Origin of the sequence: Sphaerothrix gracilis Ecp01 (assembly GCF_030405905.1) — a bacterium.
Classification (GTDB): Bacteria; Cyanobacteriota; Cyanobacteriia; order Phormidesmidales; family Phormidesmidaceae; genus Sphaerothrix; species Sphaerothrix gracilis.
This window is the reverse complement of sequence record NZ_JASATW010000031.1, coordinates 13,593-30,008: the sequence shown is the minus strand read 5'-3', so window position 1 is coordinate 30,008 and position 16,416 is coordinate 13,593. Positions and strand designations below refer to the sequence as shown.

Annotated in this window: 7 protein-coding genes; all 7 read left to right on the top strand. The window is 52.0% G+C overall.

The genetic code is table 11. The annotated features are described in order from the left end of the window. Positions 1–129: 129 nt before the first annotated feature. The 7 genes from QJQ48_RS23770 to QJQ48_RS23740 all read left to right on the top strand — a co-directional run bounded on the left by QJQ48_RS23770 (position 130) and on the right by QJQ48_RS23740 (position 16,412). Positions 130–3,225, top strand: a complete 3,096-nt coding sequence (locus QJQ48_RS23770; protein WP_346293737.1) for an anti-phage-associated DUF499 domain-containing protein — start codon at positions 130–132, stop codon at positions 3,223–3,225. Positions 3,226–3,256: 31 nt separating this feature from the next. Beyond that, a complete protein-coding gene (locus QJQ48_RS23765) occupies positions 3,257–3,868 on the top strand; it encodes an anti-phage-associated DUF3780 domain-containing protein (RefSeq protein ID WP_346293736.1) in 612 nt (203 codons plus the stop codon). A 12-nt stretch (positions 3,869–3,880) separates the two neighbouring features. Then, positions 3,881–6,925, top strand: a complete 3,045-nt coding sequence (locus QJQ48_RS23760) for an anti-phage-associated DUF1156 domain-containing protein (protein ID WP_346293735.1) — start codon at positions 3,881–3,883, stop codon at positions 6,923–6,925. 105 nt (positions 6,926–7,030) lie between these two features. Further along, the gene (locus QJQ48_RS23755) at positions 7,031–7,444 is read left to right on the top strand and encodes an element excision factor XisH family protein (RefSeq protein WP_346293734.1); all 414 of its coding nucleotides are present in this window, start codon (positions 7,031–7,033) and stop codon (positions 7,442–7,444) included. Further along, on the top strand, positions 7,432–7,761 hold the full coding sequence (locus QJQ48_RS23750) for a XisI protein (RefSeq protein ID WP_346293733.1): 330 nt from the start codon (positions 7,432–7,434) through the stop codon (positions 7,759–7,761). The genes QJQ48_RS23755 and QJQ48_RS23750 overlap by 13 nt, the downstream gene beginning before the upstream one ends. Further along, a complete protein-coding gene (locus QJQ48_RS23745) occupies positions 7,758–10,520 on the top strand; it encodes a phospholipase D-like domain-containing anti-phage protein (protein WP_346293732.1) in 2,763 nt (920 codons plus the stop codon). The genes QJQ48_RS23750 and QJQ48_RS23745 overlap by 4 nt, the downstream gene beginning before the upstream one ends. A gap of 279 nt (positions 10,521–10,799) precedes the next feature. Beyond that, entirely contained in the window at positions 10,800–16,412 is a 5,613-nt protein-coding gene (locus QJQ48_RS23740) for a tetratricopeptide repeat protein (protein WP_346293731.1), read from the top strand. The last annotated feature ends 4 nt before the right edge of the window (positions 16,413–16,416 follow it).

The window sequence follows — 16,416 nt, the reverse complement described above, 5'->3', positions numbered from 1 at the left end:
AGCTGGAAAAGTATCAATAAATCAAGTGGTTTGGGGATTTCAACGGAGCTTCTATCTGGCTATCTTAGTAAAGCCATGAACTATACCCTTTGGGGCCAGCCTTAGAGGAAAGCATAAAAAGCGATCGCCATGCTGAAAACAGTCAAAGATGCCTGCAAGGTTCATCCCTCAACACTGGACTACCAAGTTGCTGGAGGGGTTGAAAGCTTAGCTCAGATGATTGATGCCAGCGATGAGGGCCAAGCCTTCTTTGCGAAAAGCTATCTCACCCGTGGCATGGAAGAACTGCTCAGAGAGGGATTGCTGCGATTATCAGGGCAAACCGATCAGGCCCTGTTTGAGCTGGCCCAGGCAATGGGGGGGGGTAAAACTCACCTGATGTGTGCCCTTGGGCTGCTGGCTAAGTACCCGTCACAGAGATCGCATGTCTTACCCAGTGATGTCATTGCTCGTCTGGACAATCAGCCTGCCCGTGTCGCTGTGTTCGATGGTCGCGATAGTCCCGATCATTACTTGTGGGGCGAAATTGCTAAACAGCTTGGCGCGGAAGAGCAGATGCGTCAGTTCTGGAAAGATGGACCGAAGGCTCCGGGTAAAGAGCACTGGAAGGAGATTATTGGCGATCGCCCCACATTGATCCTGTTCGACGAGCTGCCCCCATACTTCCTGGAAGCGCGAACGGTGCCGGTCGGTCGGGGCTCGATGGTAGACGTACTGACCCGAGCGTTATCGAACTTGTTTGTGGCAGCGCTGGAGCTACCCCGTTGCTGTGTCGTGCTAGCCAACCTATCGGACAGTTACCGCGAACAAGTGAAGGAGGTCAAGAAACTTGTTGCAGATGTGCAGCGAGAAGCCTCGCGACAGGCCAATAAAATTACCCCGGTTTCCCTAGAGGGGAGCGAAATCTACTCGATTTTGCGGAAGCGATTATTCTCGGAGCTGCCGACTGACGAAGAAATTGATGAGGTGGCAGAAGCTTACGCCGCCCAGGTGAAGCTGGCCGAAGACAGCGGCTATTTGACCGCTCGCAGCTTAGAGCAAATTGCCGACGAAATTCGGGCAACCTATCCCTTTCATCCGGCATTTAAGCATCTGGTCGCGCTGTTTAAAGACAACCCAGATTTTCGGGAAACCCGTGGCCTGTTGCAGTTCGCGGCGCGGGTCATTCGCTCGGCCTGGAATCGCGATCAGAATGATGTCTTTCTGATTGGCACCCAGCACCTCAACCTGAACGACAGCCAGGTCATGAACGAGGTGACGGACATTAACCGGGCGCTGCGTCCGGCCATCACGATGGACATTGCCGACAATGGCAACGCTCATGCCGAAGAAATTGATGCCAATCTCAACAGTGATGCCGCCTCTCAGGTCGCGGCCATGATTCTTTCCGCCTCACTATCCCTGGCGGTGAAAGGGCACATGGGGCTGCGCCGAGAGGAAGTGATTGAGTACCTGGCTGCACCCAACCGTAAACCCGAGGAGTTTGCCCAGGCGTTTGATCGCCTGCGTAAAACAGCCTGGTATCTCCATGCCGATGGCGAGCTGTTCTATTTCAAAGACACTGAGAACCTGACTAAGCGCATTCAGCGAGAAGCTCAGGGATTGCCCAATCCAAAGGTCTATAAAGCGCTACGGACTCGTCTGGAAGGGGAGCTGGAAGCTCGTTCTAAGCGAGCCTATCAAGAAGTCCTGGTGATGCCAGAGATTGACGAAATTCGGTTGAGCACCCATCGCATTTTGGTGGTGGTGCCGCCAGACAATAGTGTGCCGCCAGAGGACATCCATCGGTTCTATCGGTCGGTTTCTGAGAAGAACAACCTGTTGGTGCTGTCGGGCAACGACACCCACATGGCCAGCAGGGTCGAAGAGGCATTGCGAGAGTTATACGCAATCGAGAACATCGCGAAAGGCATCAACGCTAGCGATACCCTCTATGCCCAGGCTCAGGATGCGAAGGAAGAGGCTGAGGGCGCTTTTCTCCAAGCCCTTCAGGGTACCTATAATCGCCTGTTCTACCCTGCCGAAGATGGGCTACAGCAGGCCACCATCGAGAATGGGCTGAAATTTGGACAGACCAGTGAGGACAGCGTAGAAACCCAGATCGAGGCCATGCTGGAGAGTATGCGCTGCGACAACAAACTCGCGACGGATGCTGAGGCAGACCCGCTGCCCTACTTCGCAATGGCTGAAGAGGAGCTTTGGCCCCAGAACGATCGCCGCACACCCTGGCGGGATGTGCTCATGCGAGCCAAGAGTAATCCGGCATGGCCGTGGCTACCCGGCATCAAGGGGTTAGATCAGCTCAAGGTCAAGGCATTATCTCAGGGGCGCTGGCGAGAGGGTAATGATGGCTGGATTGAGAAAGGCCCGTTTCCCAAGGAGAAAACCGCCGTCAACATTGTCAGCCAGATGCAGGACACCCAAACTGGCGAAACAGTGTTTACGCTGACCCCGCTCCATGCAGGGCCAAGTCCCAGGGTGCATTACAGCACTGCCGCCGCTGTCACTGAGGCAGATCCGGTCGTTGATGACCTGGATGCCTTTCGCACCAAAGAGCCAACCCTGTATTTTCTGGCAATTGATACAACGGGCACCCATGAACCAGGGGAGCCGAAACGGTGGGTAGCCAAGCTCAAAATTCGGTATCAGGTGCATGATCGCCCCGATCATCGTGAGGTGGAACTCGCTGTAACGCCTAATGCCGTGCTGCGCTACACCACCGATGCCACCAATCCACGGGAGGGGCGGATCTATGACGGCCCGGTGCCCATTTCCGATAGTCAAATTTTGCTTCAGGTTTATGCCAGTGCGGGTGAAGCCTCGGCAACAGAAACCTTCACCATCGCCGAGAAGGGTACCAAGCGGGTCGAACTGGATGAAACTCAACCGGCCAGAATTGTCCGGGTTAAACCCCGCTTTGACACCACGGGTGCCGTCTTTGATGTCATCGCTCAATTCAAAGATCGGCAGGGCATCATTTTCCACGGGGTCACCCTCAATGTGGGTGAGGGCGAACAAGCCGTCCAGGTCAGGTTTAACGACCGGCCTGTCACCCCGGCCATTTTGGAAAAAGTTATTGAGGCCCTGCGGGACAATCTGGGTGAGCCAGATGCTTTGGTACAGTTAACTATCCGGGATGGGGCTGCGTTTAATACTGGGTTTGATCTAAAAACCTTTGCAGAACTCGCAGGCATTGAGCTAACCCCCAACACGGTGGAGCAGTAACATGGTTTCAGTACAAAAGTACTCAGCTCTTATGGTCAACGAACCGAAAAAAACACGCAAAAAGGCCAATCAACCGGCCCATGCTACTCAGGGGTTTGGGGTGCCGTTGACGGCAGCGCCCCACCATTTTGTGGTGATCATTCCTCGGGGCAATAAGCAGCCGGTGCAGATTGTTGAAGACCTGGGAATGCACACCGTTGGTGATGAAAGTGAACTGCTGGATCGGGTGGTATTGCCCCGTTCTGTCTGGACGGAGATCGCCAATCCGGTGAAGCGGATGTTTAATGAACGCCTGAAAGCCCATGAGCTGAAACCAGGGCAATGGAAGGTGGGGGAAAACCGCGTCGATCGCTTGTTGGGTAAGGAACTCTGTGTGTTGGCCTGGGCGATCGAAGACCTGGAAGAGGAAAAGGTCGGCACGGCCCTACGGAACTGGTTAGCCTTACGCCCGGAGGAGCGCTGGTGGCTGTTTGGCATGACGGCAACCACGGTGGGTGGCCCTGGCGATGCAGGGCGAGGGTGGCGCATGGCGCTGAAATACGCCCTGGGTGATACCCCTCAACCCACTATTCGAGAACCCCGGAAGGCTGGTAAGCCTGATGACACCATCTACGAAACTTTGCCGCTATTTCAGAACAATTAGGAGACCGAAGCCATGACGGCGAATACTGCCGCCAAACCTGCCCTGGAGCCATTGGCGCTCAAGGATGCCCCCTCGCTGATTGAGCGGGTGTTTCCGGCGCAGAAGATTTCGGCGGAGGCCCAGAAGGAACGGAAAGCCGGGGCGGGGCAAACCCTGACGGCGCTGGGATCCTATTGGAAGGGGCGCAAGCCGCTGATCATGGTGCGGGCGATCGTGCTGGGCTGTCTGTTGCCGGTGACGGATAACTTAGAAGCGGACCTACACATCTTTGAGAAGCTGATGGGCATGGATGACGAGGCTTTTGGGCGGCGGGAGCCGAAGCTAAAGGTCTCGGAGATTGCGGAACGCATCACCCTCCAGAATCCCTGGGACTATTTTGACTACACCAACAAGTTCTACGACCCCGACGACATTGAAGCGCTGCAATTTCCGCTGGATGGGTCGCAGTATCCGAAGCTGAAGGTGCGCTGGCAGCGGGGCTTAGCGGATGAGCAGAAGTATCCGCTGTTGGCGCAAGCGCTGGCGGGCTTGTCCTATGAGGAGAAGGTGGGGCTGTGTCGGCGACCGGAGGAGATTGATCCGGCGGTGCTCTATGGGCCGATTTGGGATAACGTGAACGCACACCTGGCAGAGTTTGGCATTGAAGCCAATTCCCATGAGGAACTGGTGGAGCAGTTGGGGATATTGCGCTATGGGCATCGGCCCAGGGTGGGGGATACGTTTTGTGGGGGCGGCTCGATTCCGTTTGAGGCGGCGCGGTTGGGGTGTGATGTGTATGCGTCGGATCTGAATCCGGTGGCCTGCATGTTGACCTGGGGGGCGCTGAACATCATTGGAGCCAGCCCGGAGAAGCGGGCAGAGATTGCGCAGGCCCAAAAGGAAGTGGCGGAAGCGGTAGATCGGGAGATCACCGAGTTGGGGATTGAGCACAATGAGCGGGGGGACAGGGCAAAGGCGTTTTTGTATTGTTTGGAGACGCGGTGCCCTGAGACGGGATGGATGGTGCCTGTTACTCCCAGTTGGGTCGTAAGTTCAAATCGTAATGTTTACGGCAAGATGGTTCCAAATCATGAGCGTAAAGCTTTTGATATAGAAATTATTACTGGAGCAACTAAAGAAGAAATGAAGTGTGCCAAACTCGGTACATTACGGGATGGAAACTTAGTTTACGAATTAGATGGTAAAGAATATCGAACTCCGATAAAAACACTTCGTGGCGATTATCGATTGGCTGATGGTACTACCGGAAATAAATTGCGGCTTTGGGGCAAGCATGACTTTATCCCAAACCATGACGACATTTGGCAGGAACGCCTTTTCTGTATCCATTGGATGACGAAGGAAACTCTTGATAAAGGCCGTCCAGAAGCCTTTTTCGGGAGCATAACTTCCGAGGATTTAGCGCGAGAAGACAAGGTAAATAATCTTGTAAGCGAACATTTAGAAGCTTGGCAACAAAAGGGAATCTTGCCAGACATGTCAATTGAACCGGGATACAATACTACACAGCCTATTCGTGAGAGAGGTTGGCAATATTGGCATCATTTGTTTGGTGCTAGAAGCTTGCTTGGAATAGCTATATTCCGCAATCAGTTCCAAAATGAAGCTATCCTGCCTCATCTTTCGGCAATGATTCCTCTTGTCCTTAACAATGCTTGTAAGCTATGTGCTTGGAATACTGGTCATCCCGGTTCAGGAGAGTACACTGCAAATGCTTTCTATAATCAAGCATTAAACACTAACTATAGATATAGCCTTCGTAGCGTTTCCCATATTCTAGATACATTATTTAGTAATGGTGTTGGCGCTGGTACTTTTAATCTGAGCAGTAATTACAAAATAGACTGCAAATCTGCATGGGATGTGAGTGAATCTTCGGGCTTATTTCTGTCAGATCCGCCTTATGCCGATGCTGTCAACTATGAAGAAATAACTGAATTCTTCATTGCATGGCTCCGTAAAAATCCCCCGCCCCCTTTTGACCAATGGACATGGGATTCCCGTCGCGCCCTCGCTATCAAAGGCGATGGTGAAGACTTCCGCCGAGGCATGGTCGATGCCTACCGCGCCATGACTAACCACATGCCCGACAACGGCCTGCAATGCGTCATGTTCACCCACCAAGACACCGGGGTTTGGGCCGATATGGTGTCCATCTTTTGGGCAGCGGGGCTGCAAGTCGTCAGCGCCTGGTACATCGCCACCGAAACCACCTCCGAACTCAAACAGGGCGGCTACGTGCAGGGCACCGTCACCCTACTGCTCCGCAAGCGCCTCGACACTGCTTCCACCTTCAAGCAGCGCCTCCTGCCCAAAATCCGCAAAGAAGTGCAGGTCCAAATCGAGGCCATGCTCAACCTCAATGATGCTGCCCAGGCCCACGGCGAGACTGTCTTCAATGACTCTGATCTGCAAATGGCCGGGTACGCCGCCGCCCTCAAAGTGTTGACCCGCTACACCGAAGTCGATGGCCGCGATGTCACCACCCTCGCCCTCCAACCCCGCCAAAAAGGTGAGGAAACCGTCGTTGATGCAATCGTGGAATATTCCTCCGAGGTCGCCAACAACTTGCTGATTCCCGATCGTCTCAAAGCCCTCAACCCCGACACCTGGAGCCAAATCACCGGCGTCGAGCGGTTCTACCTCCGCATGGCCGCCATTGAAAAAACCGGCGCAGCCAAACTCGACAACTACCAGAACTTCTCCAAGGCATTCCATGTCGAGTATCAACCGCTCATGGCTTCCCTCAAGCCCAACCAGGCACGACTTAAAGGTGCGAAACAGTTGAAGCCTCGCGAGTTGACCAGTGGCGACCTGGCCGGTACCCTGCTCAGCGAACTGCTCATGGCCATTCAAGAGCTGCTCAACGACAAAGACCCCAAAGTCGTCCTAGGCCAGATTCGCACCAGCCTCGACGACATCTACTTCCAAAAACGCAGCCACCTGATGGCAATGGCGCACTACCTTGCTGATATGTGGGATGGGGTGCGTCCCGAAGAAGCCCAGAAAGCGGAGATTATTGCTAACCGCATCCGCAACGAGGGAATGGGAGGATGATCGGAAACAGGGCTGGCAGCCCCCCAGCCCCCAAACTTGGGGGAGCCGGATCGGAAGTCCCCCGGTATCGGGGGATTAGGGGGCAAGTATGGAGGTTAATCAGAGATGGCGAAGGATTTATTTCATGAATCCGTCAAAACAGCTTTGATTAAAGAGGGCTGGAATATTACTAAAGATCCCCTAACTATTCGGATTGATCGGGTTAAATTGGAAATTGACCTGGCGGCTGAGAAGGTCTTCGCAGCGGAACGAGAGGGCCAAAAAATCGCGGTGGAAGTCAAAAGCTTCATCAATCCATCCGCTATCAATGATTTCCATGCGGCATTGGGGCAATTTCTCAACTACCGCCTGGCGCTAGAGATGACCGAGGGCGATCGCATCCTCTATCTCGCTGTTCCTGAAGACGTATTCAACAGCTTTTTCCAAGAGCGCTTTGTCCAATCTGCCATCAAAAGCTATGCCTTGAAACTCTTGATCTACAACCCTACTCAGGAGGAAATTGTGGAATGGATACCTTAAATCAGTACCGCAAAATCATCCGTGAATTGCTGCAAAGTCACGGAACCAAAGACGACCCAGACATTGAATGTCAAATCATTTGTGATACCGAGAACGACCACTATCAATTGGTGGAATTGGGCTGGCAGGGGCTCCATCGCATTTACGCCTGCTACATTCACCTCGATATCAAGCAAGGGAAAGTCTGGATTCAGCAAAACATGACGGAAGCCGATTTGGGGCAAGAGCTAGTCGATCGCGGGGTACCCGCCACCGATATTGTCCTGGGATTACAGCCCCCTTATAAGCGTCCCTATACCCAATACAGCGTGGCATGAGCCAACCTCGAATACAGCGGTATTCCTCCCGCACTCATCGCCTAGACCAGACGGTGCTTACCAAGTACCTGAAGCAAGCAAAACGCTACCACCGCATCGCGGGCTACTTCACCTCGTCCCTGTTTGAGATTGCGGGAGAACACCTCGACGGTATTGAGGATGTCCGCATCGTTTGCAACTCCGACGTGCGCTCTGAAGACATCAAAGTCGCCAAAATTCAGGAATCTAAGCTGCTAGGCCGCCTCAATAGCTTGCCCGTGGAGGCAGAATCACTGCTCAACCGTCCTCGCTATAAATGGCTCTACGAATTTCTAGATAAACACCCCAACGCCATCCGCGTTGCCCCAGACGACTTCTGCGGGTTCGTTCACGGTAAAGCAGGCGTCATCGAACTGCACGATGGTCGCCGCATTGGGTTCATCGGCTCCATGAACGAAACCCGTGCGGGCTGGCAATCTCACTACGAAATCGTGTGGTCAGACGAAAGCCTTGAAGGCGTGGACTGGATACAAGCTGAATTTGAGGCGCTATGGGCTAAGGCTGTCCCACTGCCTAGAGCCGTCGTCCAGGAAGTAGGGCGTCGCGCCCATCGGGTAGAGATTGAACTGGACGACCAACCCGATGAGGAGAGTCTGGCTCCTGCCGCCCTAGTGGAGTCGCCCATGTACCGGGAAGGGCTGTCGCTCTCACCCTGGCAGCGGGCCTTCGTCGCTGAATGCATGAAGCACCTGCGCTGGCATGGTGTTGTCAGGCTCTTGCTAGCCGATGAAGTGGGTTTAGGTAAAACCCTGGCGCTCGCGACAGCGGCTCTCACCTTAACCCTGGTCCACGAACAGGAGATTGCCCAGCAGGGCGCACGGGGCCGCCGCCGTCCCATTGTCATCTTTGCGCCTGCTCCCCTGACCGAGCAGTGGCAGACCGAACTACTGGATAAACTGGGACTCCCCTGTGCTCGTTGGTCTTCCCAGAAAAAAGTATGGCTCGATCCAGAAGACCGGGCGATTTCCCCCACGGGTGCCGAAAATGTGACGCGCTGCCCGCTCCGCATTGGCATTATCTCCACGGGGCTGATCGTCCAACCGACGAAAGAGCGCGATCTCCTTAGTCAGCTCAATTTTGAAATTCTGATTCAGGACGAATCCCACAAATCTCGCAGTAAGCAGGGCATGGGTAAAGATGCGGGTGAACCCAATGCCCTGTTGAAATTCATGCTGGCCGCAGCAGGGCGATCGCGCCATGTCTTGCTGGGTACGGCCACCCCCATGCAAACACAAGTCGAAGACCTATGGGATCAGTTGAAGATTTTGCACCAGGGTGATGGCCGCTTCGTCATGGGCAACGAGCTGAGTCCCTGGCATTACCCTGAACAGATCGTTCCGATGGTAACGGGCGAATCGCTTATTGACGATCTTGAAGAAGCTTGGCGATATTTGCGATCGCCTCTCCCACCTCTCGATTCTTCCGCAGAAAGCGACTTTCGCCGTGTTATCCATGAAATTCGCGGCGAGCTGGGAATGCAGCCTAAAGAGTTTGATACTGCTGCCCCCATCGTCAACCTGCCTTACGCCGTTCGGGATGATTTGGAGGATCTGCTGGATACCGAACGGGCCAACATGCGGTTTTTCCAGCGCCACAACCCCATCGTGCGCCATGTGGTGCTGCGCAAACGCAAGGTACTCGAAGACGCCGGACTGCTACAAAAAGTCGGCGTAGACCTGCATCCTAACCAGGAAAAGTGTCGCCATCCCAATACCTTTGCCATTTTGTTTCAACGACGGGCATTGAGAACTGATCAGGCTTTTCTCAACGCTTACGAGGCTGCACAGACGTTTGGCCGAATCTATGGCAGACGAGCTGGAGCCGGGTTCATGAAAAATCTCGTCGAGCAGCGGCTCTGCTCTAGCTGTGTGGCCGGACTCAATACAGCTCAGCAGTTATTAAACAAGCAGGCGGCTGAAGACGAAAACGAGCAAGAGTCAGTGCGAGATATTGAGTTAGCGATCGCGGAGCAAGAAGCTCTGCACGATCTGATTAATGCCCTCAAAGAGATGCAGGAGGAAGATCCAAAACTCAAGGCTGTCAAACATTACCTCACTCAGGAAGACTGGGTTCAGCACGGCTGCATTATCTTCAGCCAGTACTACGACACCGCCGCCTGGGTCGCTGAAAATCTAGCAGCTCTCTTTCCTGACAAGCTCATTGGTTTATATGCCGGTGCTAATAAAAGCGCCCTCTTCCGTGGGCCGGAAAATTCAAACAGAGCCAAGCGAGAAACGCTTAAAAAGATGGTCGAAGAGCAAGCCATTCGCATCATGGTGGCCACCGATGCCGCTTGTGAAGGACTTAACCTTCAGCGCCTTGGTACTCTCATCAATGTTGACTTACCCTGGAACCCAACTCGCTTAGAGCAACGGATAGGGCGCATCAAACGCTTTGGCCAAACTCGCCCTACTGTTGACATGCTCAACCTGGTATACCAGGATACCGTCGATGAAACCATCTACGAACGTCTCTCAGAGCGAATGAAAGACCGCTTCGATCTTTTTGGCTCCTTACCCGACACGATTGAAGATAGCTGGATTAAAAATATTGAGACCCTAGACGAGAAACTCGACGAGTACATCAACGCTCAGAAGCGGGTCAATGGCTTTGACATTCGCTACAACGCCAATCTTGATGCTAAGGAAGATGAATGGCGAAACTGTGCAAGGGTACTCTCGCGCCACAGCATTGAAACCTTGATGCGTAATGGCTGGTGAAATTTCCAAAACTCGATGCACTTCAAAAATTGGCATTGCTAATTTTGGATATGAATTATCCCTCTGTAATCAAACTGGGGTCAAACCTTGATACCTCTTAGGCTGAAATGATGCAAATTCGTCGAATTTTCTCAGACTGACAAAAGAGGGGTAAGCTTGCGCACTGCTACAAGGCAGTCAGGCTCTAAAGGCTTTTGGAAAAACGGTAGCTTTCCGAACTTACTTCCTTATATTGGGAGGTACATCACAAACTGAAAGCTGGGGAGTTGACCAACAGCTATGGATACGGATTCTAATTGGGAAAGTATTTTAGGAGACCAGAGTTGGGACACCTACTGCAGTCTCACCTCCCCAGAAAGGCGTACCAAGATTGCTCAGTTACAAGAAATTCTGGAAAACGGATTCTCCGACATTCGATCAGCAGAGATCTGGCAACAGGTTGGTAGACTTTGGAGTGCTGAGGGGCATGGTGTGGACAGCACAGAGGCTCACCAGAATGCATTGGCGAGTTTTGAGCAGGCGATCGCCCTCAATCCTGATTTTCATGAAGCCTGGAATAATCTAGGAAATTCCCTACGCAACTTAGAGCAGTATGAAGAGGCAATTGCTGCTTTTGACTCTGCCATCCAGCTCAAACCAGACTACCACCAAGCTTGGAGTAATCGAGGAAATACGTTCTACTACATGTCCAGGTACGAGGAGGCGATTGCTTGCTACGATCAAGCGTTGCAATATGAGCCTAAATTCTCTCTAGCCTGGAGTAATCGCGCAGGAGCGCTTAGTAATTTAGGACGTTTGGAAGAAGCTATTTCCAGTTATGACCAAGTTTTACAGATTGAACCTAATAATGCTAATGCTTGGCGTTATCGGGGATTTGCCTTGAATAGTTTAGGACTATATGAGAATGCAGTAGACAGTTTTGACAAAGTCTTAGAATTTATATCTGAGGATGCTCAAGCTTGGAGTAATCGGGGGATAGCACTAGCTAACCTACAACGTTATGAAGAGGCGATCGCCAGTTATGACCAAGCTCTACATTGCAAACCAGACAACGCTTCCGTGTGGAGCAGCCGCAGCGCTGCCCTGATGAATTTGGGACGCTATGAAGAAGCCATTGCCAGCTATGATCGGGTACTGCAACTTAAGCCAGATGACTTCCAGGCTTGGTATTACCGTGGCTCAGCCCTGAACAGCTTGGGACGTATTGAAGCAGCAGTTGCCAGCTATGACCAAGCGCTACAGCATAATCCTGAGGATGTTCAAACTTGGAGCCACCGTGGTGCTGCACTTGCGACACTAGGCCGACAGGAAGAAGTAATTGCTAGCTATGACCGAGCCTTGCGCCTTAATCCCGATTTGGCTTGGGTATGGAGTGGTCGGGGCGCAGCCCTCAACAATTCTGGAAGATATCAAGAGGCACTTGAATCTGCGGAAAGGTGTATTGCCCTTCAGCCGGAAGGGGCTCACGGCTGGTACGTTCGAGGCTACGCATTAGATCGATTGGGTCGCTATGAAGAAGCGCTTGCTAGTTATGACCGGGCCTTGCAAATCAAGCCCGATGATCCTTTAGCTTGGCGCGATCGGGCTTCGGCACTCAGTAAATTACAACGTTACGAAGATAACATTGCTAGTCTTGACCGGGCGTTGCAGTATAAACCCGATGATCCTGAGATTTTGATTCGTCGAGGTGCAGGATTGAGTCTATTGCGACGCTATGAAGAGGCGATCGCGGATTTTGACCGCGCATTGCAGTATCAACCAGACAATGCCAGAGCTTTGTTTACTCGTGGCATTGCATTGATGTCTTCAACACGCCATCAGGAAGCGATCGCAGATTTTGACCGAACACTACAACTTAATTCTAACTTTCCCAGTATCTGGTCTTTTCGGGGTTTTTCGCTCATCAATTTGGGCAGGGCTGAAGAAGCAATTGCAAGTTTTGAGCAGGCCTTGCAGCATAACCCTGAAGACCCCGAAGCCTTTTATGGTCGGGCTAAGGCGCTGTCAGACTTGGGGCGTTACGAAGAGGCGATCGCTAGTTATGACCAAGCCTTGCATCATAAACCAGACGATGCTCGAAGTTGGAGTGGTCGCGGCATCGCATTAAATCGTTTGAAACGTCATGAGGAAGCTCTTTTCAGCTATAACCAGGCGTTGCGGTATCAGCCTGAAGATTCTCAAACGTTGACCAATCGAGGGATTACACAACTTGACATGGAAGAATGGGAGGCAGCGATCTCCAGCTTTGATCAGGCATTGCGACATCAGCCTGACAATGCCCAAGCCTGGGATTGTCGAGGAGCGGCATTAGGAGAGTTGGGACGCTGCGAAAAAGCCTTAGAGAGTCTTGACCAGGCTCTACACTATCGGTCGGACTATGCCTCAGCCTGGTCAAACCGAGGATTTATTTTGGCATGTTTGGGACGCTACGAAGAAGCGATTTCAGATTGTGATCGGGCTTTGCAGTATCAACCTACTCTAGTTCTAGCCTGGAACAATAAGGGATCTGCTTTATCTCAGTTAGAACGCTATGAAGAGGCGCTAACCAACTTTGATCAAGTACTACAGATTCAACCGGGGGATGCCCAAGCCTGGATTAATCGCGGTTTTGCCCTGAGCCAATTGGGCTGCCATGAAGAGGCTGGCACTTGCTTTGATCAAGCAGTGCAATATCAACCCAATAATCCTAAAGTCTGGTGTGAATACGGTGCAGCACTTGCTCAGTTAGAGCACTATGAAAAAGCATTGGTTAGCTTAGATCGCGCGATCCATTACAAACCTGATTTTGCCAAAGCCTGGACAATCAGGGGGGCTGCACTGGCTGGCTTGGAACGTTATGAGGAAGCAATCACAGATTATGATCGGGCACTGCAATATAAGCCTGATGATGCTTTTGCCTGGAATAATCGAGGTTTCGCTCTGATCCGTTTGCAGCGCTATGAGGAAGGACTAGCAGATTGTGAGCGATCGTTGCAATATCAACCTCAAAATGTACTTGCCTGGAGAAATTGTGGACTTGCACTGCTCGAATTAAAACGCTATGAAGAGGCTGTTTCCTATTACGAGCGATCGTTCCAGATTAAGGTTAACAAAGCGGAATCTCTATATGAATGTGGATTGGCTTTAGCTAACTTGGAGCGCTACGAAGAGGCACTTGCTAGATACGACCAAGCTTTGCACCATCAACCAGACTTCCTTCCTGCTCGGAATAATCGGGGGATCACCCTGATTATCTTGGGGCGCTATGAAGAAGCCATTACTAATTTTGAACAGATTTTGGCCGACCAACCAGACAATGCCCGAGCTTGGGAAAATCGCGGTGTTGCCCAGCTTGAATCGGGACGATACGAAGAGGCGTTGACAAGCTTTGATCAGGCATTGCACTATGACCCAGACAATGCTCACGCTTGGAGTAATCACGCTGGGGCACTGTCGGCATTAGAACGTTATGAGGCAGCGGTCTCAAGCCACGATCAGGCGCTAGCACTTGACCCTAATTTCTTCAGTGCTTGGAACAATCGAGGAGCAGCATTAAACAACTTGGGGCGGTTTCAAGAAGCCCTGGAGTCTGCTGAACAGGGAATTACACTCCAGCCAGAATCAGCTGAAGGATGGCGTATCAAAGGTTTTGCTTTGGATGGGCTAAATCGCTATGAGGAAGCTATTGCCAGTTATGACCAAGCGTTGCACTACGAACCAGACAATGCTTCAGCTTGGGTAGGTCGTGGTGGGGTACTGGCAGACTTGGGACGCTATGAGGTGGCTATTGAGCATCACGATCGGGCATTGCAGTACAAATCTGATCTCCTTGTAGCTTGGGGCGGTCGCGGTGCCATCTTAATCAGGTTAGGGCATTATGAAGACGCGATTTCTGACCTAGACCAGGCATTACAACTCAATCCCAAAATGTCTCAGGCTTTGCATGGTCGCGGGGTTGCCCTCGCCAACCTGGGGCGCTACGAAGACGCAATTTCTAGCTATGACAAAGTATTAAGTCTCAAGCCTAACTTCACTGATGCCTGGATCAGCCGGGGGTTTGCTAGGTTGTATTCAGATCTTTACCTTAACCACGGTTGGGGCAGTCCCACCCTAGTAGCAGAATCATTACCCCCGGATCTGCAAAATCCAGATCTGGACTTGCGCGGCTATGAGGGGTGTCGGGCTTGTATTCAAGAGGGATTCAAATATACCCCCGAAAGGAGTGAGGATTGGGGTAAATTGCATCAAGCATTGGGGGAAGCACATCGAATCTGGGGCAACTACCAGGAGAGTCCGTTGCCCTTTTGGCGTAAAGCCATCGCCTGCTATAACCAGGCATTGGATATTTTCACGGCAGACACCTCTCCCCAGCTACGGCTAGAGGTTCTTGCCCTGCTGATCCGTACTCATCGCACTTTGCAGACCCACGATGGAACGGTGGCAGCGCTGGTACGTGAGGGCACCGCGCTCCTGATCCGGCTATTGCGTGAGGCTGTTTCTGAAGCCCAAAAACAAAGATTGGGCTTGCAGTTTGCCAGTTTTGGGCAAGCCACAGTTGATTTACTGGTTCAGCAAGGGAACCTGGTTAAAGCCCTAGAAACCGCCGAACTAGACAAGAATTGGCTGATGACCTGGCTATTGCGCTGGCAAGACCCCGATGACATCCCAACTGCCAACCACGATTTCATGAGGCAGCTTCTTCGTCCCGATACTGCTATTGTCTACTGGCACCTCAGTTCCGATGCCCTCACCATCTTCATCCTACTCTGGGATCAGGCTCAACCTGTAGTTGTTGGTCGCATCAGAGACGATCACCAAGCAGGTATCCGTCAAGTCGACCGACTCCAAAGGTGGCTTCAAAATTGGAACCAGACCTACGATCGCTACGCTGGCAATAAAGAACTCAACCCTAACCGTGACGAAACCTGGCGGCAAAATTTGCCCACAAGGCTTTCAGAACTGAGTGACTTGCTGAATATTGATCAAGTCAACCTGCATCTGGAAAATCTTTCTCAACTTATCCTGATTCCCCACCGTGATCTTCATCGTCTGCCTTTACATTCGCTCTTTCCCGCCCACACTTGCACTTATCTACCCAGTGCTTATTTTGGGTTGATGCTCCAGCAAAAGTCGCTGGCGCGATCGCCCTTTCAAAGCTTACTACTGGCCGAAAATCCCAAGCATCGCCCCATCTCTGAAGACGACGGCACACCTAGCAAGTTGAAAAAGCTGGTGGATTTGCCCTTTGCAGAAGTGGAAGCCGCTTTAGTTCACCGTGTGTTTATCGACACTGGGGGAGAGGCTATTCTTTTATCGGAGGGAATGGGTGAGGCACATACCGCGACCTATATCCAACTCAAAGCTCATTTGTCTCGGCCTTACCAAGTTTTGCACTTTAACGGGCATGGTGCTTACAACAGCGAAGATCCATCCCAGTCCTGTTTGTTCCTCAGTGGACCGGATCGTCTAACTCTGCAAGATATTGTCTCCCTGGATCTAAGCCCCTATCGTCTGGTTTGTTTAGCCTCATGCGAGACAGCAATCACTGGCAGCCAGACCATTACCGCTGAGTATGTGGGCTTAGTGAGTGCCTTCCTGAAAGCTCAGGTGGGAGGTGTGATTAGTACCCTCTGGAAAGTTGAATCGGCAGCCACCGCCATTCTGATAGTGCAGTTTTATCGAGAATTGCAGCAGGGGCAATCTCTTTCGACGTCACTCGAAAAGGCTCGAACCTTTTTGCGAACGGCTACCCGAGCCGACCTGATTCAGTGGTTGGACTGGGCTATTCCCAAATTGCCGCGATCCCTCAGCCTAATTCTGGAAAGTGAGCAAGAGTTAATTACAATGATGGCGACCAAGCAACCCTACAGTCACCCATACTTCTGGGCAGCCTTTACCCTCTCTGGACTATAAAACT

Coding starts and splice junctions, on each gene's coding strand:
- QJQ48_RS23770 (WP_346293737.1), top strand. CDS start 130: ATGCTGAAAACAGTCAAAGATGCCTGCAAGGTTCATCCCTCAACACTG.
- QJQ48_RS23765 (WP_346293736.1), top strand. CDS start 3,257: ATGGTCAACGAACCGAAAAAAACACGCAAAAAGGCCAATCAACCGGCC.
- QJQ48_RS23760 (WP_346293735.1), top strand. CDS start 3,881: ATGACGGCGAATACTGCCGCCAAACCTGCCCTGGAGCCATTGGCGCTC.
- QJQ48_RS23755 (WP_346293734.1), top strand. CDS start 7,031: ATGGCGAAGGATTTATTTCATGAATCCGTCAAAACAGCTTTGATTAAA.
- QJQ48_RS23750 (WP_346293733.1), top strand. CDS start 7,432: ATGGATACCTTAAATCAGTACCGCAAAATCATCCGTGAATTGCTGCAA.
- QJQ48_RS23745 (WP_346293732.1), top strand. CDS start 7,758: ATGAGCCAACCTCGAATACAGCGGTATTCCTCCCGCACTCATCGCCTA.
- QJQ48_RS23740 (WP_346293731.1), top strand. CDS start 10,800: ATGGATACGGATTCTAATTGGGAAAGTATTTTAGGAGACCAGAGTTGG.